A 20,364-nucleotide genomic window follows, 5' to 3' on the forward strand; every position below is an offset into this window, starting at 1 on the left:
TTCGCGCCCTGTCCGCCGGACGGCGGACCGATCCGGCTTTAAGCCGTAACTTGAAGCCACCGCCTTTAGGCGGTGGAGTATTCACGAGCAGCAAATGCCGCAATTCACCATCGAGACGACGTACCACCTGCCAGTGTTCCGGCATTCAACCTATTTGGCTGAGACACCCGACGTCGCGTGCCGATTTGCCATCGAGGACACTGACTGGTCGGGTCAGCGGGAGGATTGCGAGTCCTCGGGCGAAACCCATGTCACCGCCATATGGGAGGGTGCCGGTGCCGCGTATCGTGGACAGGCCATTCCGGTTCCTGCACATTTTGGGGAAGCGGTGCAGCGCAAGGCCGCACAATTCGAACTCATGCTGGGCTTGCTCAAGATCATTGTCGGCGATGCTAAGGCCCGCCGACCGACGCCGCCGGGGTGGCTCGGCAAGGCCGAATGGGCGATCGCGCGCGGCGAAGCGATCCTCGCGGGCGCCCGCGATCCAGTTGAACCCGGAGATGCGAAGGACTTGCCATGAGCATTTCCGACCATGCCCGCAGCAACTTCCAGACGCTGCTTCGTGCCGCCGGCGACGGCAACCTCGCGTTGATGGAATGCGCCGACGCGGCGACCGGGCAGCGGCGTTATGTAATCTGCGCGGTCGGGCGGGAGGGCGCGGACTACGTGTTCACGCCGTTCGGTCATCTTGCCGACGGCAATCCCTATGATGCCTACCTGCCGCCCGATCCCGACGACGCCAAAGGTTTCCGAGAGACGTCGGAGCCTGACGGCGGAATATGATCGAGATCGGTTGATACCGGCAAGCGCTCCACCTCATGGCGGGGCGCTTGTTTCATTTTAGCTTCGGCGGGACCTGAGAGGGAGAGGCGGGCCGGGATGGGTTTGAATCCGTGCGGTCCAGAGAGAGCGCCGCGCGGCTCGGTCCTGTCCCGCTCTCCCGAGGTTCACACCATGTACATGATCTCGCCCGCTGCGACGGTTCCAACCGCCGCGCCGCTCCCGCTCGCCCAAACCCGTGCAGCCGGCGCTATCTTCGCCGCCGCCGGCCTGCTGCTTCCCCGTCTCGAACGCGGCGAGTGCATCGACGCGACAAAGCTGCGCTCGGCGATGGAAGCCGCATTCGGCGCCTCCGACGCCGCCGGCGCCTGGGACTGGAAGCAGGCCTACGATGCCTGCGAGGCCGCAACGGTCCTTTTCCTCCGCAAGTACGGAAAGGCGCTCTCCCGCAAAGCCGAATCTCCGGCTGCACGGCTGTCCGCTTTGTCGAAGATCGCAGGGCTCATGCCGACGCATACGCGCCGGTCCGAAGAAGCACAGACCTTCCAGCAGTTCTCGACGCCGATTCCGCTCGGCCTGGTCGCCGCAACGGCCGCCGCCATCACGCCCGGCGACCGTGTGCTGGAGCCTTCCGCCGGCACCGGGCTGCTCGCCATCCTGGCCGAGATAGCCGGCGCCTCGCTCATCCTCAACGAGCTTGCCAAGACGCGCGCGGCACTTCTCTCCCGCCTCTTTCCGGCCGTCTCCGCCAGCCGCTTCGACGCCGCCCAGATCGACGACCATCTCGATCCCGGCGCCGTGCCGAGCGTGGTGCTGATGAACCCGCCCTTTTCGGTCATGGCCAAAGTCGAGGGCCGCATGGCCGACGCGGCCTTGCGGCACATCGCCTCGGCGCTGGCGCGCCTTGCGCCCGGTGGGCGGCTGGTGACGATCACTGGGGCGAGCTTCGCGGCCGACAGTCCGGCCTGGACCCCGGCCTTCACTCGCCTGCAGGAACGTGGCCGCGTCGTCTTCTCCGCCGCCATCGACGGCTCGGCCTACGCCAAGCATGGCACGACCTTTCCGACACGCCTCACCGTCATCGACAAGCTGCCGGCGGACGATCCCACCGTCTTCCCGGATGCTCCCGGCATCGCTCCGGATGCGGCAACGCTCCTCACGTGGATTGAGGAGCGCCTTCCCGCGCGGCCGCCGGTCGTGATGGCCGCCGTTTCGAGCGTGGCATCGGCGGTCGCCGCGCCCCGCACCGTGCACGGCTATCTCAAACGCTCGGCGAGAACCACGCCACGCATGTCGATCGCCGAACCGGAAGCCATCGACCTCGCTTATGAGGCTGTCGACTGGCAGGCGGCCGAGGGGGGTCAGATCAGCGACGCCATCTATGAGGCCTACCAGCTTCAGGCGATCCGCATCCCCGGCTCGCGGGCTCACCCCACCCAGCTCGTTCAATCGGCGGCCATGGCCTCGGTGGCGCCACCCAAGCCGAGCTACCGGCCGCGCCTGCCGAAGAACGTCCTTGACCTGCTCTCGGACGCGCAGCTCGAGACCGTCATCTATGCCGGCGAGGCTCATGCCGAGTATCTCGCCGGCGCCTGGACGTTCGACGATACCTTTGACGTGGTTAGCGCCGCGGCCGATGACACCGCGGGTGCCGTGCGCTTCCGGCAAGGCTTCATGATCGGCGACGGTACGGGGGTAGGCAAGGGCCGCGAATCCGCCGCCGTAATCCTAGACAATTGGATGCAGGGCCGTCGTAAGGCGGTCTGGATCTCCAAGTCCGACAAGCTCATCGAGGATGCGCAGCGCGACTGGTCCGCGCTCGGCATGGAGCGCTTGCTGGTCACCCCGCTCTCCCGCTTCCCGCAAGGCAGGCCGGTCACGCTGGTGGAAGGCGTCCTATTCACCACCTATGCCACGCTACGCTCAGACGATCGCGGCGAGAAGGTTTCGCGGGTCAAACAAATCGTCGAATGGTTGGGTCCGGATTTCGATGGGGTCATCATTTTCGACGAGGCGCACGCCATGCAAAACGCCGGTGGCGGCAAGGGCGAACGCGGCGACGCCGCTCCCTCCCATCAAGGCCGTGCCGGCCTGAGGCTACAGCACGCCCTGCCGAATGCCCGCATCGTCTATGTGTCGGCGACTGGCGCCACCACCGTGCACAATCTCGCCTATGCCCAGCGGCTCGGCCTCTGGGGCGGCGAGCATTTTCCATTCTCGACCCGCGCCGAGTTCGTCGAGGCGATCGAGGCCGGCGGCGTGGCGGCTATGGAAGTGCTGGCACGCGACCTCAGGGCACTCGGCCTCTATTCGGCCCGCTCGCTCTCATTCAACGGCGTCGAATACGAACTGCTCGAGCATGAGCTGACGCCCGAACAGGTCCGCATCTATGACGCGTACGCTGGGGCCTTCGGCGTCATCCACAACAATCTCGATGCGGCGATGCAGGCGGCCAACATCACTGGCAGCACCGGCACGCTCAATGCCCAGGCCAAGTCGGCCGCGCGCAGCGCTTTTGAAAGCGCCAAGCAGCGCTTCTTCGGTCATTTGTTGACCAGCATGAAGACGCCGACCCTGATCCGCTCCATCACCCGCGATCTGGAGGAGGGCCATGCGGCCGTTGTCCAGATCGTCTCGACGGGCGAGGCGCTCATGGAACGGCGGCTGGCCGAGCTGCCGACTGAGGAATGGAACGACGTCCGAGTCGACATCACGCCGCGCGAATACGTCCTCGACTATCTCGCCCATTCCTTCCCGGTGCAGCTCTATGAGCCCTTCACCGACTCCGAAGGCAATCTGTCGTCGCGCCCGGTCTACCGCGATGGCCAGCCCGTCGAGAGCCGCGAGGCGGTCGCCCGGCGCGACGAGCTGATTGTCAAACTCGCCAGCTTGACGCCTGTCCCCGGCGCGCTCGACCAGATCGTCCAGCATTTCGGCACGGACATCGTGGCCGAAGTCACAGGCCGCTCGCGGCGCATTGTCCGCAAGGGCGAGTGCCTGATCGTAGAGAACCGCGCCGGCTCGGCCAACCTAGCCGAGGCACAGGCCCTCATGGACGATCACAAGCGCGTTCTGGTCTTCTCCGATGCCGGTGGCACCGGCAGGTCGTACCATGCCGACCTCTCGGCCCGGAACAGGCGCCTGCGCGTGCACTACCTGCTCGAAGCCGGCTGGAAGGCCGACACCGCCATTCAGGGCCTGGGCCGCACGCACCGCACCAATCAGGCGCAGCCGCCGCTATTCCGGCCGATCTCAACCAATGTGAAGGCGGAAAAGCGCTTCCTCTCGACGATCGCGCGGAGGCTCGATACGCTCGGCGCAATCACGCGCGGCCAGCGCCAGGCGGGCGGCCAGGGCCTGTTCCGACCAGAGGACAATCTGGAAAGCCACTATGCCCGCGATGCGCTACGGCAACTCTATCTGCTGATCGTACGCGGCAAGGTCGAGGGCTGCTCGCTCGAGCGTTTCGAGGCGGCGACGGGTCTCAAGCTGATGGATGCCAATGGCATCAAGGACGAGTTGCCGCCGATCACCACCTTCCTCAATCGCCTGCTCGCACTGACCATCGAGTTGCAGGGCGTGCTGTTCGGTGCCTTCGAGCAACTGCTGGCGGCGCGCATCGAGGGCGCGATCGCGTCAGGCACCTACGATGCCGGGCTGGAGACCCTGCAGGCCGAAAACTTCGTCGTCACCGATCGGCAGGTGATCTACACCCATCCGCGCACCGGCGCAGAAACGCGCCTGCTCACGATCACCGAACGCAAGCGCAATCGGCCAGTCACAATCGATGCGGCGCTCCATCACCTTTGCGATCCGCGTGCCTTACGGCTCATCAACGAGCAATCGGGCCGCGCCGCCGTGCAGATCCCGACCCCCAGCGTCATGCTCGACGATGGCGAGGTTGAGCGACGTGTCCGCCTGATCCGGCCGATGGAAGGCCAGAACATGCCGCTTAAGGCCATGGGCGAAACACGCTGGATAGAGGCCGACCGCGAGGCGTTCATAACTGCCTGGACGGCCGAAATCGCCGGGGTGCCGGAGTTTTCGGACTCGGTCTTGCACATGGTCACCGGCCTGCTGCTGCCGATCTGGAAGCGCCTGCCCAGCGAGTCGACCCGCGTTTATCGACTTCAGACCGACGAGGGCGAGCGCCTCATCGGCCGCCGCGTCTCGCCGGCATGGGCCGCCAACGCCTCTGCGACGAACGTGGTTGCGCTATCGCCGGAGCAGGCGTTTGCGGCTCTGATGGACGGCTCGACCATCCTCGATCTTGCCGAGGATCTCCAGCTTCGCCGCAGCCGCGTCATGGGCGCATGGCGCATCGAATTGTCCGGCTTCACCGACATGATGCGCGAACGCCTCACCGCCTACGGTCTCTTCCACGAGATCATTTCGTGGAAGCTCAGGATGTTCGTGCCGATCGACGCCAACGGGCTCGCCGTGCTGGAGCGCGTGCTCGACCGCTTCCCAATCGAGCGGGTCAATGAGCGGGAGGCTGCATGATTCCGCGTCACGCTGCATCCGACCTCGCACACCGCCTCGGCGAATATGCCGAGGCGGTGTGCCGCCACTACCTCTCCAATGGCCGTCGCCAGGGCAACTATTGGACCGTCGGCGACGTCCGCAATTCGCCGGGCCGCTCGATGTTCGTGCGTCTGCAGCCATCCCCGAAGGGACCGCCAGGCAAATGGACCGACGCCGCTACCGGCGAGCATGGCGACCTGCTCGATGTCATCCGTGAATCCTTGGCTCTCGTCGACTTCAAGGACGTGGTCGGCGAGGCGCGGGCCTTCCTCGCCATACCGCCTTCTGAGCCACTACGGCCTAAAGAGGCGACGACGCGCCTTCCAACTCCGATCGGATCTCCGGAAGCGGCTCGCCGACTTGTCGCCATGTCGAAGCCCATTATCGGCACCCTCGTGGAAACGTATTTGCGTGGACGTGCCATTACGACTTTGCACGGAACCGCAGCCTTGCAGTTCCATCCACACTGCTACTACCGGCCCGACGATCATGGAGCTACCGAGACCTGGCCGGCGATGATCGCCGCGGTTACCGACCTCGATGGACGTCTGACCGGCGCGCACCGCACCTGGCTAGCCCCGGACGGCACCGGCAAGGCACCCGTCGACACGCCGCGTCGGGCAATGGGTGACCTTCTCGGTCATGCCGTCCGCTTCGGCGTACCCGGCAGCGTTATGGCGGCAGGCGAAGGCATCGAGACGACGCTATCGCTCAGATGCGTCTTGCCCGACATGGCGATGGCGGCAGCACTCTCGGCAGCCCATCTTGCTGCCATCCTGTTCCCGCCGAACCTGCAGCGGCTCTATGTCATCCGCGACAACGATCCGGCCGGTGACGGTGCCCGAGACAGCCTGTTCGAGCGCGCGACGGACGCCGGAATCGAGGCAATCGTGCTGTCGCCGGAGACGGAGGACTTCAACGAAGACCTCCGCCATTTCGGACTTGCCGACTTCCGGGCCTCGATTGCGGACCAGCTCATGCGCAAAGATCGTATCCGCTATCTGACACAGGCGGCATGAGCCGTGAGGGGAAGCGCGCGGCGCACGGTGCCGGTGCGGCGCATGGATGCGTAGCCCGCCGGCAGAGAACCGCGACCCGGCCTTCGAGAGGGCGATCGGGCCCACGAACTGGCCGGCCAGGCAATGGCGGCGGCCGACTATTTTCCGGCGGCGCACGACTACTCGCGAATGGCAGCGATTGGGCGCGACGCCTTTCCATCGCGATGCAAAATAGCCGGCCGCCGCCATCCTCCGCTGCGCTCCGGCCCTCCGCTTCGCTTCGGGTGTCGGGCCAACCCGCCCGTGGGCTCTCGTCGCCATGAAGGCCGCGAGGGTCGCGGTCAAACCGAAGGGAGCTTCCCATGAGCGAGCACGACGACATTGAACCGCACCACGCCGCTTCTTCAACCGATCACATCCTCACCGAACTCCAGCTCTATGGCTGGCGCCCATTTGCGGACGAGCCCGATCCGCGACCGCTCCCCGGTGGCGACCACGTGGCCGGAGCCGTGGCCGACATCTTTGACGCCCTCATCGGCACCCTGGCCGACACGCGCCTCGAACCCGACCTTGATGACCTGCTCTGGTCCGTCACCAATGTCTTCCACCGAGCTGCACAACGGGTCGAGCGGCAACTGGACGACAACGAGCAGGCCCAGCGCCGCCTGCAGCGCGAACAGGACGGCAGCGAGATCAAGGCGGTTGAACTCGAGACACTCACCGCCCAGGGCCAAACCATGATCGAACGGCGCGATGCCTTCGAGCTTATGCGTGACCAGGCCGCCGACCATTACGATCAGTACACCGGCTCGGCCTGGCGACCGCGCACGGGATCGATGATCAACCACCACCATCTCACCGCCGCAATGATCGATAGCCGCGACTTCCTCGCGGCCAGGCGGCGCGCGGAAACCGAGGTCATGTTGCCCGCTGGCCCCAAGATCGCCTTCTCCGGCGGCGATACCGCCGATCACGAGCTGATCTGGGCAAAGCTCGACCAAATCCGTGCCAAGCACCCCGACATGGTGCTGATGCACGGCGGATCACCGAAAGGCGCCGAAAAGATCGCCGCCCGCTGGGCCGATCATCGCAAGGTTCCGCAGGTCGCCTTCAAGCCCGACTGGAGCAAACATGCCAAGGCGGCTCCTTTCAAGCGCAACGACCAGATGTTGGCGGTCATGCCGATCGGCGTCATCATCTTTCCGGGCACCGGCATTCAGGAGAACCTCGCGGACAAGGCCCGCAAGCTCGGCATCCCGGTCTATCGATTAGGCGGCTCGTGAGCGCCGCCTTTTTGACCCACCGAAATCTCAGTCCAGGTTTGGTCACCGCTATTCCACAATCTCACCGAAGTGGAAGTACGTCTTTCACGACGCGAACGGCGGCTTCGCGCCCAATCTCAGTCATAGAGGCAACCTTTGCCATAGCCCATAAGCGGACATCGCGGTTGACAATGCTGGAGGTCATGTTCGCGCCATGTTCCGACCTACGCGGGGACAAGGGTGAACGTCTCATCTCAACCATTCCGATACATTCCAGTCCAAACGGACGAACGCGCGTCTCGGGTTCGCAATGAGCCTAGCTTGCATCAAATCGAGGCAAACTACGTTGTCGGAACCGACGCTGATGGTGCGACCTCAACGGCTCAGGGCATCCAGCGCCCTTTGTGCCGCGATGAGGTCGACGATTGGGTACCTAGTGTTAAATGTGTGGACCACCGCTTGCAGACGCCTCGCGGCCTCATGGACACGACCTTGACGTGCCAGAACTGGTGCTAGTTGCGTTGCGGCGCGAAGCTCGAAGAGTTTCGCTTGCTGCCGACGGGCAGTGGCAATTGCTGTTTCGAATAGGTGCGCGGCACCCGTCAGGTCATCTCTGGCCGCGGCGATTTGGCCACGAAGGCGAATACATTCTGCTAGGTAGCTCGCCTCGTCGGTATCGAAAACGAGGGTATCGACATCATCAAGCATTTGCGATGCGTCTTCGATGCGACCGGCCCGCAGGAGAAGATCACAAAGTTCGCATGTTTTCTCAGGCGTATGAAATACGACGCCCTGCCCACGCCAAAGAACCATGCTCTCCCGGACGTCATCGATGCCGGCATCCAGTTCACCTAAATGCGAGCGGGCATGGCCACGCCACCTTATGGCGCTACTTCGACGCGCGGTGTAGCCATGTCGTTCGCAAATCTCGATGATCTTCGTAGCGTTCTCAAGGAGTTCCTCGTATTGACCGACCAGTGCACACAAATCGCACTGAGCGAGAAGATGCCAGGCTAAGTCGAAGGGCCTGTCGAATTGGTCAACATTTCGAAGTAAGCGCTCGTTCTCTTCGACTGCAACATCGATGAAGCCCAAAATGATCAGCGAACCACTAAGATAGTCCTGGGTAGAGACACGTTGATCCGCACCGGCGAACAAAATACGACGACTTGGGTCAACACGATCAATCAGATCTAAGGCATTCCGCAAAGCCTCCGCTGCCTGCGGTTGTTCTCCCCGGTTGAAATGAGCAATCCCCTTGGTTGCCCAAAGACCACTCAGATAGGCCGTTGGAAGGAGATCGGCACAGTTTGCGAGCTGCTCTTCGGCCAGGGTCAGGTAATCGTGATTGCGCCCAGTGGCATAAAAAAACGGAGCGAGTGAAAGCGCAACGTCACATTGCAATTCGACCAAAGCAGTGTTCGCGGCGGCAAGACGTGCATCTTCAAGCGTCTTCCCAAGGCGCTCAGAACGATACCCTTCAGCCTGCATCAAGGCATTGGCCATCGCAAGGTGGAGACGTGTCATCCGTTCGGCGCCGCCGGACACATCGCCAAGTCTCCTGCTGCAGTCAATGGCACTGGCAAAGTGCGACACGGCTTCCCGAGTGGCAGCTCTGGCCACGGCGGCCCCTCCCGCTTTTTGCCAGTGATCGAGCGCGCCCGCCCAATCCCCAGCTTCCTGTAGGTGGTGGGCGAGGAGCTCGGGTTGCGCTTCAGTGATCTCGGGCCACTTTTCCTCCAACACGTCTGCGACACGCTTATGTATCTCCTGGCGCTTGCCGCGCAGCAGCGTGCCATACGCTGCGTCCTGAACGAGCGCATGCTTGAAGAGGTAAGTGGCCAGTGGCCGTGTCCCTCGGCAGAACACCAGACCGGCGCCGACGAGTTGATCCAGTGCGCCATTTAGATCAGCGGCATTTCGCTGTGCGACCGCTGCCAGCAATTCGTAGGAGAACTCCCGACCGAGAACCGCGCCGACCTGAGTGACTTCCTTGACGGTTGAGCCGAGGCGATCGAGCCGCGCCATCAACGAGGCATGCAGCGTGGCGGGAACGTTCGACGCCGTCGCAGCAGCACTTGAGAGCACTGTCCTGGCGTTGCCGCCCTCCAACACCGCCTTGGTCAGCTCCTCGACGAACAGTGGCACCCCATCAGTGCGCTCGATGATCTCCGCGACAACGTCGCTCGGCAGCTCCCCGGTGCCGATGACCCGCTGGACCAGCGCGGCGCCGTCACGACGGTCGAGCCGGTTGAGGACAAGAACAGTGACGTGCGCCTGCCCGGTCCAAGGCGGTTGAAACTCGGGGCGGAACGTGAGGAGAAGCAGCACTGGCAGGCGCTGCACCCGCTCGACTACCAGGTCGAGCAGCTCGCGCGAGCTGGGGTCGATCCAGTGGACATCCTCGAAGAGCATCAGCACCGGACCTTGTCGCGCTAGGTCTTCGAGCTGCCGGAGCAGCGCATCGAAGGTCTCCTCTTTCTTACGCTGGGGCGTCAGTTGGAGAGGCGGGAAACGGCCTTCGGTCGGCAACGACAGCAGCTCGGCCAGCAGCGCCACGTCCTCCGGCGAGGCCGGGGCAAGCAGCGCCGCAAGCTTATCCAGCTTGCTCTCAGGTGGGTCGTCGCGCTCCAACCCGGCGGCACGTTCTAGCTGCGCAATGGTCGGGTGGAGCGCGCTGTCTTGATGGTGCGGCGAACAGAAATAGCGCAAGCGCGTGTGTGGCTCCTTCTGGATCCGCTCCTGCAAGGTGACGGTGAGGCGCGACTTTCCGATGCCGGGCTCGCCTGAGAGCAGCACCACACGACCTTCACCACTTTTCGCGCGATGCCAGTGGCGCTGTAACAGCTCAACTTCCTCCTCACGCCCGACCAGCGGCGTGGGCGTCGTCCCATGCAGCGCCTCGAACCGGCTTTCGACAGCGCTTTCACGAAACACTTGATAGGGATGGATCGGCTCCGGAAAGCCTTTCACCTCGACCGCGCCAAGATCGCGATATTCGAAAAGATCGCCGACCAGCTGCCGCGTTTGCGGCCCGATCACGACCGCGTCGGGTTCGGCAAGAGCTTGCAGGCGAGCGGCGAGGTTCGGGGTCTCGCCCACGACGCCGCGCTCTTGCCCTTCGCCGGCGGTGATCAGATCGCCAACGACGACCTGTCCGGTGCCAATGCCGATACGAACCCGCAATGGCTCGGGCTCTGGCAGTCGCCTAACGGCATTGACGAGAGCAAGGCCAGCGCGCACCGCCTGCTCGGCGGCGTTCTCGTTCGCCTGCGGGTAGCCGAAATACACCAAGATTCCGTCGCCCATATATTTGGCGACAAAGCCGCCGAAGTGGACGACCGTATCGGCGACGCAGCGGTGATACGCTCCGATGGTCTCACGCAGATCCTCGGGATCCAGACGCGTCGCCAGAGCCGTCGAGCCGACGAGATCCACGAACATGACGGTCAGCTGTCGACGCTCCGCGCTTGGCTCTCGGGTGCGGCTCTGAGCCGCGATGTCATCGGTGCTCGTGTCGGGATGGCTCGACGATGGCCCCAGCCCCACTACCGCCTTGCGGAATCGCTTGCGATGACCGAGGAGCATACCGAGCTTCTCGAGGTCGGCATCAGTCAGCTCTGGCAGGACTTCCGCGTCAATCGCGTTGTCGCGAAATGCCTGCTCGTATTGCTGGAGGCCGAGGCCTCGCAACCAAGCGGCAACATCCACACAGCTCTCCCAAGGCTGAATTCGGGTCCCTCAGCCGCAATATTAACTCAGATGCCAGGGAAATGCTGTAGACTCGGATTTCCGTCGAAGCTGGAGGTCCCTTTCGAAGAATTGGGGGCTTGGAGTCCGACATGGTTACCGCTGCGGTGACGCTTTTGACAGCAAAGCGTTAGGTGATCGCGGAAGCCCATGGGCTTAGGCCCATCGGTCTCGCTGTCGTCGTCTAACTCGTGAACGGGCAGATAGGCGTTCTGGCATACACGCGGCAGTCGAGGGCTTCATTGCGTTCGCGAAGCTTCTGCCGTTCCAGGGCGAGAAGCCCCGTCTGGTGCGCACCGTGACCAACTGCTCACCGACGAACTGCTTGCACCAGTCGCTATCCCCAGGGAGGGAGATGGACAGTTCCTGCCGGGTGCCTGGCCCAGCCTCCAGCTCCTCGTCCGTTGGTTGGGGCAGGCGACGGAAGCGATAGGTCTCGGCCTTGAAGGTCGAGCCTGCGACGGTCCACAGCTTTGCGCCGCGCCGCACTCTGCCAGTGCCAGCCGGGAGGAGGAGACGGCGCTACTCGCCATCTGCGGCTTTGGCATCCTCCTAGTCAGCGTTCATCCAATGGTGCAAACTCAACGTGGGTTCGTCGCCAACGTCGATTTGGAAGTAGATGCCGTCGTAAGCTGAGGGCTTAGTTCGAGGGAAAGGCTCTTGTCAGAATGCTCGAATTTGGCGAGCAGACCTCCTATCGGAAGGCAGATCGGATCACACGAGTTCCGGTGCACGGATATGAGCTGGTGACCTACAGCTTCGGCGCCGGCGAGGAGGTGCTGTTCTGCCTGAATGGCGGTCCCGGCGCTCCCTGCGACTACATCCGCGACAGTCACTCCCGGCTTGGCGGCGGTCGCTATCGCGTCGTTTGCTACGACCAGCTCGGGTGCGGCGCCTCGGACAGGCCTGACGACAACAGCCTCTGGACGCTGGAACGCTACGTCGAGGAGGTCGAGATCGTCCGCACGACCCTGGACCTCGGCAAGGTCCATTTGTTAGGACAGTCTTGGGGTACGATGCTCGGCATCGAATATGCGCTGTCGTATCCCGATGCGTTCAAGACATTGATCCTTGTCGATAGTGCCGCGAATATTCCCCACCTCCTTGGAGAATTCGACAGGCTCCGTGGCGCGCTCGGTAGCGAAACCGTCGCCATGATGCTGCGACATGAGGCCGAGGGCACTCTCGACCATCCAGAATACAAGGCTGCCATCGAGATCCTGACCTATCGTCATATCTACCGACTGCAGATCTGGCCGGAAGCTCTGCTGCGTTCGGGAGCAGACCTCAACCCGGCTCCCTTCAAGACCATCCAGGGACCCAACGTTTTTTACTTCACGGGCAGCATCAGAAACTGGAACCGGGTTGATCAGCTGCCTCGCATCACCCAGCCGGCGCTTGTGTTGTGCGGCCTGCATGACGCGCTGACGCCTGCCTGCTCGCGGCTGATCCACCAAGCGCTGCCGAACAGCCGGATCACCATCTTCTCCAACAGCGCGCATATGCCTTTCTGGGAGGAGCCGGAGGCTTACTTCGCGGTGCTTCAGTCCTTCCTCGACGATCACGCGGATTGAGTAGCATGCGAATGCGCGGCGTGTGCGCGACCAACAAAAGCGCAGCGTGAACGTCTGGGTTGGGTCAGGGCCTGCGCTATGACGTCGTTGAAGGAAGGTCCGATAGGGTAGGGGTGGTCTTTCGTGTCGGGTACCAAACGCTAGATTTGACCACTAGGTGGCCGGGCGGATGTTCTGGTTGATGTGGAAAAGGTTGGCAGGGTCGAACTTGCCCTTTAGCGCGACGAGGCGCGGGTAATTGTCGCCGAAGCTCGCCTGGACGCGCTCTTCGCCTTCGTCATCCATCATGAAGTTGGGATACGCGCCGCCGAGGTCGAACGGATGCACAGCTTTCCAGTAGTCGGTGGCCCATTTCTTGAGGACTGGCGCCATTCCCGGATCGGGATCTATCCCGGCGATCACCATGGACCAGGTCACATCACGAGCGTTCCAGGCGCTGTCGCCCTTGCCTCGGCGATGCACCGCCCCGTCGATTGGGTAAAGATGCATGCACGACGCCGGGCCGGCCCTGCTTGCATGCAGGAGATGGGCATCGATGGCGGCATCTGGCAGCGCTCGGACAAAGTCGCCCTTCCAATACCATTGCTGTCCGGCCGGATAGAGCGCGTCGAATAAGGTCTGCAACCCCGTGTAAGGAATCGGGCCCGCCCAGTCGATGAGTGGCTTGGGGAGAGCCGCCCGGATGGCATTGACGGCCGCTTCGCCACCCTCGCCGTTATGCGCGACAAGGAGGACGCACATCTTCTTGTTCCAGTGCTCCTGCGGGAATGGATCGCCGCCGGGCACCGATTGCAGTCCGAGGAAGATGTAGAAATCCTCCGGAGCATTCGCCTGGAAATCGCGATACCAGCGCATAATCTCCGCGGCATCACCAAGGTCGAAGACGATCGGTCCGCCATAGAGCATTTTCGCCGGGTGCGTGCGAAACAGGAAGCTGGTCACGATGCCGAAATTGCCGCCGCCTCCGCGAAGCGCCCACAAGAGATCCATGTTCCCCGTTTCACTCGCTGTTATGAAACTTCCGTTGGCCAGCACCACGTCGCCTTCGATAAGATTGTCGACGGCAAGCCCATACTGCCGGCTGAGGTAGCCGTGGCCGCCGCTCAGCGTCAGACCGGCGACCCCCGTGGTCGAGATGATGCCGAACGGCACTGCCTGGCCAAAGGCGTGGGTAGCATGATCCACGTCGCCTGTCGTGCAACAGGCCCGACCCGCACCGTGCGGTTCTGTGGATCGACGCGAACGCCCTTCATCGTCGAGAGGTCGATCACGAGGCCGTCGTCGACACCGCCGAACCCCGGTCCGTTGTGACCGCCGCCGCGGATTGCTATCGGGAGTTGGCTGTCGCGGCCGAAGTTCACCGCAGCAATCACATCGGCGACGTCCATGCAGCGAGCAATTAGAAGAGGCCGCTTGTCGATCATGCCATTATAGAGCTTGCGAGCTTCATCATAGTCGGCATCGCGACCGATTAGCGTGCCTCGGAGATCCTGCGCGAATTTGGCAATTGCACCGCGGTTCATTCCACCCCCCGAGAAATCCCAATACCGAGTTTCCGAGTTCGGATCGAAGGTTGATCAGATAGTTTCTGGCTCGCCGCCTCCCGGCACGGCCCGCCTAGCTGACAATGTTGACCGGCAGCCGTCGCTTACGAATAACGCCTACTTTGCCCGAAAATTAGCGCTTGGTCCAAGGGAATTCGTGAAATGAGGCCTCATCGCAACTAAGCTGATCCTTAGTGCGGCATGGTGCTACGGCTACCTTCGCGCTAGTTTAGCATGGTGACATGGGCAAAACGCTCGATGCAGACGATCGAAGACTGGCTGAGCCAGCTCGGCCTCGGCAAATACCTGGAGGCGTTCGTCCAAAACGACGTCGACCTGCGAGCGCTCCCTCATGTCACTGAACGCGACCTCCAGGAGCTTGGTGTCTCACTGGGGCATCGCAAAATTATCCTGGCTGCTGTTACCGGACTTGCTCAGCCAAATCTCACCGGGTCCCTGGTCCCTTCACCTTCTCCTGCGGGTTCGGAACTTCAGGCCAGCGACCTCCCTCAGGAACCGACTGCAGACCGGCGGCTGCTTAGTGTGCTCTTCTGTGACCTGGTCGGGTCGACTGCGCTATCTGCCCAACTCGACCCCGAAGACATGCATGAGCTTACGCGGCGCTATCAGGACAGTGTTGCAGGCGCGATCACGCGCTTTGGAGGCTACGTCGCGAAATATCTAGGGGACGGCGTGCTTGCATATTTTGGATGGCCCATGGCTTACGAGGACCATGCCGAGCGTGCCATTCGTGCAGGCCTTGAGGCCCTCGCTGCAGTCGAGGCCTTCCAGTCCCCCAGCGGCGAGCAATTGAAGGCGCGGATCGGCATTGCATCGGGGCACGTGGTCGTCGGCGATATCGCCGGCAGCAGCGCAAACGAGCGGGCCTCAATCGCAGGAGATACTCCGAATCTCGCAGCTCGCCTGCAAGCTGCTGCTGCGCCTGGCCAGATCGTGGTGGCAGACGCCACGCGGCGGCTCGCGGGGCAATCCTTCGAGATCGAGAGTCTCGGCGCGCAGGAATTGAAAGGCTTTCGATTGCCTATTGCCCTGTTTGCGGTCCACGGCGAACGAGAAGTGGAAAGCCGTTTCGATGCCGCGCAAACTAGTGCGCGCTCAAAATTCGTTGGCCGCAGCAGTGAAATTGGAATGCTGCTGGATCGCTGGGAATTGGCTAAAAACGGCCAAGGCCAAGCAGTCTTTGTATCGGGAGAGGCGGGAATCGGGAAATCGCGCCTCGTCGACGCGCTTCAGGAACGGTTGCATGAGAACCAGCCCGAGTTAATACGACTGCAATGTTCGCCGTATCACTCCACCTCGGCCTTCTATCCCATCATTCAGCGCCTGAGCCGGCTGGCAGGTCTTTCAGCCGCCGACGAACCTCTGATTCGAGCCGAGAAGTTGCGCGCAATTGTTCAACGTTACGGCGAAGATCCCTCAGAAGTCGGCTCGATATATGCCGAGCTGCTCTCGCTGGACCTAGCCAGTGAATTCACGCCGCTCGATCTCTCCGCCCAACAGCGCAAAGAACTGATCGTCCGCACACTGGCGAACCGGGTGCTGCTCGCGGCAAAGATGGCGCCCGTTTTGTTTGTTGTTGAGGATGCTCACTGGATCGATCCGTCGACCAATGAATTTCTCACAGAGGTTGTCCGTCGCATGCATGGCGCGGCCGTCCTTGTCGTCGTAACGCACCGGCCCGAATGGACGCCGACCTGGGCCACGGGGCTAGTGCACGTGACGACGCTGGCCATTGGTCGGCTGACGAAGCAACAGATGCGCGAGCTGATCGACTCGATGCTCGCAGACGTTCCGGATCAGCTTGCCGACAGGATCGTGGAGCGAACGGATGGTGTGCCGCTATTCGCGGAAGAATTGACACGTTCGATTCTGGAAAGCGGAAAGGCGGCGTCTCTCAACGTTGAGATTCCCGACAGTCTGCAGGGATCTCTCATGGCCCGACTTGACCGTTTGACAGCGGCCGCCAAGGAGGTGGTGCAAATCGCCTCTGTCATAGGCCGGGAATTTGACCGCGGCCTTCTTTCCAAGGTTGCCGGTCTCGATGACCCAACTCTCGGCGAAGCGCTCAATCAGCTCATGTCTACCCAGCTCGTTGTCGTCGGCGGTGTGGTGCGAGACGCGCTGGTATTCCGACATGCCCTCATTCAGGATACGGCATACCAATCGCTGCTCAGCAAAAGGCGCCGTCAATATCATGAAGCCATCGCTAATGCGCTCATCGACGCATATCCGGATCTCATCGTCACCCAACCCGAGCTCATCGCCCAGCATTATGTCAAGGCACAGCAAGGTGCGCTCGCGCTGCCATACTGGATGAAGGCCGGTGAACGGGCGTTAGGGCAATCAGCCAACTATGAGGCGGTCGATCACTTTCAGAACGCTGTCGCCATCGCGGAGCACCTGCCGGGAGGACCGCCCCGGCAAAAGGAAGTGCTCGAGGCGACCCTAAAGCTCGGCGAGGCACTGAGTGCCGCAGGCCGCTTGTCGGACTCAGTGGCAAAATACAAGCTGACCGCGCACTTGGCTCGCGAGACCCATGACACGAAGGCGTTCGTTCGTTCTGCTCTTGGTTTTGACGGCGCCCAGTTCCTGTCTTCGAAGCGGCTAGACGAATCGCTTCAGCTGCTCACTGAAGCAATGGGTATGCTCGAGCCCGATGATCGGAGGTCGCGGAGCCAGCTCCTCAGCCGCCTCGCGCGTGCATATTTTTACCTCAGCGACAGCAAGAACAGCGCCAAATGTCACGCAGAAGGGGTCAACTTGGCTCGGCAACTAGGCGACCAAGCTTCGCTTTTTGAACTTTCTGTCCTGCCTTTCTTAACGCCCCGGACAGTGAAGTCCGCGGCAGAGGCAACTCAACTAATGGCGCGGGTAGATGAGATAAAGCGCCTCGCGGCCGGCATCAACGACGATGACCTGCGCGGCCGCGCTCTCGCGCTTGACGTCTACGTCTCGACTGAGCTTGGCGACCGCGCGCGCGCCGATCAAGCCGTGGACGGGCTGGAAGACTTGGGAACGTTGCGCCAACGGCTCAACATTCTATGGCTTGCGTGGAACGCGAGGGCGATGATGGCCATCCTCGATGGAAGGTTCATCACCGCCGAGAAGCTGGCTGGAGAAGCGTTGAGTCTGGGCAGACAGACGCATGGCGCGGAAGTCGAAGGCGTCTATGGCATGCAGATGTTCACGATCCGACGCGAACAGAATCGCCTGTCAGAGGTGGCTCCGGTGATGAAGAATCTCATCGATGAAAATCCGGATGAGACCACATGGTTGCCAGGGTTTGCGCTGGTTGCGGCCGATTTGGGCTATCGGGACGCAGCGCAACGCAGGTTGAGTGAACTAGCGCGTGCTAATTTCGCAATGCCGCCGGATGGAAAGCGAAGCGCATCGCTCTCATTCGTGGCTGAGGTTGCTGTTAGTCTGGGCGACACGGAGGCGGCACGGACAATCTACAACCTTATGCTCGCCTACAAGGATATGACGATCACGGCAGGGGTCGCAACAGTCTGCTTTGGAGCGGCAAGTCGCTATCTAGGAATGTTGTCGGCATCGCTAGGCGACTTTGGGAAGGCCGCCGAGCACTTCGAGCATGCGATGGATATGAACGCAGCCAGCGAATCACGACCTTGGCTGGCGCATTCCCAGGCTGAATATGCGAACTTGCTTATGAAAAGAGGTAGCAAGAAAGCGATTGAGAGGGCAATGTCACTTTCGGAGCAAGCCTCGGTGACTGCGGCTGAACTGGGTATGGTCCGTTTGCAGAAGAGGCTGGAGTCAACGCTTCACTAGGTAGGCTCTCATGCCTCGCTGCATCACCACGGTTGAGAAGGAGCATGCTCATGCCACGCTACGTCATCGAAAGGGAGTTCGCGGAACAGCTCAACCTCACAAAGGAGGGAATTGAGAGTGTCAATTTGATCAATGACCAGGAAGGCGTGCAGTGGATTTTCTCGTTCCTCAGCGCCGACAAGAAAAAGAGCTATTGCCTTTACGAGGCGCCTAACCCGGAGGCTATTCGGGCTGCGGCACGAAGGAACAACATCCCCGCAGACGCGATCATTGAAATTGGTGGCGAGATTGGGCCGAATATGTTCTCGTAGCACAATCCTGCCCGGCAAAAACGTCGCGATTACGCCAAAAGCCGGAGGCCGCTTTGGTAATGCACCTGAGCATCCGCTTTCCGACCGATTGACCGTAGGGAATACGCCGAGGTGGCATCGTAGCGGAATGTCCGCTTCTTCGCACCCTTGACCTAAAACCAGTCGGTCATCTTCCGGCCCAACTTCGGTCATTCGAAACTGGCGGCCGATGACCACCCCGGCGCAATGTGGGCGGCTTTCCGCCGAACGGGGAAATCAGTCTTCGACACGCTTCGAGCCGAGGTGCAGCGTTCGCGAGGAATGGCGCGGGCGGCTTCGGAGATCGTCCGTCACTTCCAGGAGCACAGTACCACCCCTCCATACGACGCTGATCCTTGGTCCGGCCGACGGCCTGATGCCATCAACCCGCAAGGGGTCGGACTACGCGAAGCGTGCCGCCGCTCCAGCTTCGCCTTCGCGGTGATCGCGGCCATCGGCCGAACACATCGGGCGCCTGTCAGCGGGGGATGGTCCTCCGCTTCAAGCAGGAGCGGGATCGATGTCCTTCACCGACGCACATGCATTCGCCTTCAGCCTCGCCGCCACTCTCATGGTCGCCATCATCATCTTTCGTGCTGGCGACGGCACTCTCTCGGTCGTGCCCGCGAACGAGTATGACGGCGACGACACCGCCATCATCAGCGAAATCGACCCGTTCGCCCCATGACGGGGCGAACGTTGCCCTTGGCGAAGCAAGAGCTTTGGCAGTTTTCGGCCGTGGTTTTCGTTGCTATCTTCTGCACTGCGCCGAGGTGGTGGTGGAAGGCGCAATCACCAGAGATCTCTCTCGGAGACACCACCATGATCATCCTTGGCATTTTCCTCTGTATCGCGGCCATCGGCATCTTGTGCTGGTTGCTCTTTACGCTTGCTATCTTCGTCCTCCCGTTGTTCGTCGGGGTCAGCGCAGGCACTTGGGCATTCAACACCGGTGCCGGCTGGCTTGGCGCGATCCTCGTCGGCAGCCTCGCGGCCGGGTTGACGCTCGGCGTCGTCCAAATCCTCCTCGGCGTTATCAGGCCCATGTGGGCCAAGCTGGCGATCACGCTGGTCTTCATCGCGCCTGCGATGGTTGCCGGCTACCATGCTACTCATGGCATCGCGAAGCACATGATACCTTCGGAAACCTGGCAGATCGTCTTTTCCGTCATTGGCGCGACCGCCGTCGGCGTCACGGCATATCTCCGGGTCGCGGGCATGACAGCCGCCGACCAATCCGGCAGGGACGTGGTTCGAGCCTAGACCCGCGCGGGCGAGGCGGGTGGACCAGACCGACGAAGGCCTAGCCACCTCATTGTCGGTGGTTGGAGCAATCGGGTTCCATGCCAGGATCGAGCGGCCACGTGCCGGCGCGGCCCCGTCTGTGGACTTGGACTCTCTTCGGTCGATGCCCATGGCAGGCCGACCGGTCGGTAGCAGGACGGCAGCGCGGGCGGTGGCGGCGGGGTTGCAGGTGCGCGGGATCTGTGAATGGAATGCGTGGGCGATGCCGGTGAAGCCTGTAGCGATCTGCCGGAGGCGCGTTGCACGCCAACGTCTCCGTTGCCAATCTGTCCCAAGAGCGCTCCAAACGGCCTCTTCAATGGGTTGATCTGGCCGAAGGACGGCTGAAGCCTCGACCGCCTAGGCCGCAACGGCGCGTCTCGACTTTCTTCCCCTGCCGGCTCCCACCCCATGCCGCAAGCGCATGGGGACCCCGAGCGCCGCCATTCCTCGCGTGACAAGAAAGCCGTTCCTGCGCCGTCCTCCGCGTTGCTCCGGTCGCAAGC

Annotated in this window: 13 protein-coding genes; 10 read left to right on the forward strand and 3 right to left on the reverse strand. The window is 62.3% G+C overall.

Translation table 11 applies throughout. From position 1 onward, the window contains the following. The first annotated feature begins 94 nt into the window (after positions 1–94). The 5 genes from NKJ06_RS07990 to NKJ06_RS08010 all read left to right on the forward strand — a co-directional run bounded on the left by NKJ06_RS07990 (position 95) and on the right by NKJ06_RS08010 (position 7,585). Positions 95–520, forward strand: coding sequence for a hypothetical protein (locus NKJ06_RS07990; RefSeq protein ID WP_352809531.1), 426 nt, complete (start codon positions 95–97; stop codon positions 518–520). Then, entirely contained in the window at positions 517–783 is a 267-nt protein-coding gene (locus NKJ06_RS07995) for a DUF6117 family protein (protein ID WP_352809533.1), read from the forward strand. Before NKJ06_RS07990 ends, NKJ06_RS07995 begins: the two co-directional genes overlap by 4 nt. A gap of 171 nt (positions 784–954) precedes the next feature. Further along, positions 955–5,283: a strawberry notch-like NTP hydrolase domain-containing protein gene (locus NKJ06_RS08000; protein ID WP_352809535.1), complete on the forward strand. Its 4,329-nt coding sequence runs from the start codon at positions 955–957 to the stop codon at positions 5,281–5,283. Then, positions 5,283–6,323: a DUF7146 domain-containing protein gene (locus NKJ06_RS08005; RefSeq protein ID WP_502905598.1), complete on the forward strand. Its 1,041-nt coding sequence runs from the start codon at positions 5,283–5,285 to the stop codon at positions 6,321–6,323. The genes NKJ06_RS08000 and NKJ06_RS08005 overlap by 1 nt, the downstream gene beginning before the upstream one ends. A gap of 341 nt (positions 6,324–6,664) precedes the next feature. Then, the gene (locus tag NKJ06_RS08010) at positions 6,665–7,585 is read left to right on the forward strand and encodes a DUF2493 domain-containing protein (RefSeq protein ID WP_352809537.1); all 921 of its coding nucleotides are present in this window, start codon (positions 6,665–6,667) and stop codon (positions 7,583–7,585) included. Between the two features lie 354 nt (positions 7,586–7,939). Here the strand turns inward: NKJ06_RS08010 and NKJ06_RS08015 are convergent, their stop codons facing one another. Further along, complete coding sequence (locus NKJ06_RS08015) at positions 7,940–11,275, reverse strand: AAA family ATPase (protein WP_352809538.1); 3,336 nt, start codon at positions 11,273–11,275, stop codon at positions 7,940–7,942. A gap of 707 nt (positions 11,276–11,982) precedes the next feature. On the opposite strand from NKJ06_RS08015, the gene NKJ06_RS08020 reads away from it, so the two are divergent. Continuing rightward, entirely contained in the window at positions 11,983–12,888 is a 906-nt protein-coding gene (locus NKJ06_RS08020; protein ID WP_352809540.1) for a proline iminopeptidase-family hydrolase, read from the forward strand. A gap of 153 nt (positions 12,889–13,041) precedes the next feature. Here the strand turns inward: NKJ06_RS08020 and NKJ06_RS08025 are convergent, their stop codons facing one another. Next, positions 13,042–14,073, reverse strand: coding sequence for an FAD-binding oxidoreductase (locus tag NKJ06_RS08025; protein ID WP_352809542.1), 1,032 nt, complete (start codon positions 14,071–14,073; stop codon positions 13,042–13,044). Then, complete coding sequence (locus tag NKJ06_RS08030) at positions 13,998–14,411, reverse strand: FAD-binding oxidoreductase (RefSeq protein WP_352809544.1); 414 nt, start codon at positions 14,409–14,411, stop codon at positions 13,998–14,000. The genes NKJ06_RS08025 and NKJ06_RS08030 overlap by 76 nt, the downstream gene beginning before the upstream one ends. Before the next feature lie 279 nt (positions 14,412–14,690). On the opposite strand from NKJ06_RS08030, the gene NKJ06_RS08035 reads away from it, so the two are divergent. The 4 genes from NKJ06_RS08035 to NKJ06_RS08050 all read left to right on the forward strand — a co-directional run bounded on the left by NKJ06_RS08035 (position 14,691) and on the right by NKJ06_RS08050 (position 19,837). After that, entirely contained in the window at positions 14,691–18,245 is a 3,555-nt protein-coding gene (locus tag NKJ06_RS08035; protein ID WP_352809546.1) for an adenylate/guanylate cyclase domain-containing protein, read from the forward strand. A gap of 50 nt (positions 18,246–18,295) precedes the next feature. Continuing rightward, positions 18,296–18,556 carry a DUF4242 domain-containing protein gene (locus NKJ06_RS08040; RefSeq protein WP_352809548.1) on the forward strand — a complete coding sequence of 87 codons (261 nt, stop codon included), beginning with the start codon at positions 18,296–18,298 and terminating at the stop codon, positions 18,554–18,556. A 538-nt stretch (positions 18,557–19,094) separates the two neighbouring features. Then, positions 19,095–19,262 carry a hypothetical protein gene (locus NKJ06_RS08045; protein WP_352809550.1) on the forward strand — a complete coding sequence of 56 codons (168 nt, stop codon included), beginning with the start codon at positions 19,095–19,097 and terminating at the stop codon, positions 19,260–19,262. A 134-nt stretch (positions 19,263–19,396) separates the two neighbouring features. Then, positions 19,397–19,837 (forward strand): hypothetical protein, encoded by a 441-nt coding sequence (locus tag NKJ06_RS08050; protein ID WP_352809552.1) that lies wholly within the window; start codon positions 19,397–19,399, stop codon positions 19,835–19,837. Positions 19,838–20,364: the final 527 nt, after the last annotated feature.

The organism is Mesorhizobium sp. M0293, from assembly GCF_040321735.1.
Taxonomy (GTDB): Bacteria; Pseudomonadota; Alphaproteobacteria; order Rhizobiales; family Rhizobiaceae; genus Mesorhizobium.

Excerpts from the sequence above, each read along its gene's own strand:
- NKJ06_RS07990 (WP_352809531.1), top strand. The coding sequence starts at position 95 with ATGCCGCAATTCACCATCGAGACGACGTACCACCTGCCAGTGTTCCGG.
- NKJ06_RS07995 (WP_352809533.1), top strand. The coding sequence starts at position 517 with ATGAGCATTTCCGACCATGCCCGCAGCAACTTCCAGACGCTGCTTCGT.
- NKJ06_RS08000 (WP_352809535.1), top strand. The coding sequence starts at position 955 with ATGTACATGATCTCGCCCGCTGCGACGGTTCCAACCGCCGCGCCGCTC.
- NKJ06_RS08010 (WP_352809537.1), top strand. The coding sequence starts at position 6,665 with ATGAGCGAGCACGACGACATTGAACCGCACCACGCCGCTTCTTCAACC.
- NKJ06_RS08020 (WP_352809540.1), top strand. The coding sequence starts at position 11,983 with ATGCTCGAATTTGGCGAGCAGACCTCCTATCGGAAGGCAGATCGGATC.
- NKJ06_RS08030 (WP_352809544.1), bottom strand. The coding sequence starts at position 14,411 with ATGAACCGCGGTGCAATTGCCAAATTCGCGCAGGATCTCCGAGGCACG.
- NKJ06_RS08035 (WP_352809546.1), top strand. The coding sequence starts at position 14,691 with ATGCAGACGATCGAAGACTGGCTGAGCCAGCTCGGCCTCGGCAAATAC.
- NKJ06_RS08040 (WP_352809548.1), top strand. The coding sequence starts at position 18,296 with ATGCCACGCTACGTCATCGAAAGGGAGTTCGCGGAACAGCTCAACCTC.
- NKJ06_RS08045 (WP_352809550.1), top strand. The coding sequence starts at position 19,095 with ATGTCCTTCACCGACGCACATGCATTCGCCTTCAGCCTCGCCGCCACT.
- NKJ06_RS08050 (WP_352809552.1), top strand. The coding sequence starts at position 19,397 with ATGATCATCCTTGGCATTTTCCTCTGTATCGCGGCCATCGGCATCTTG.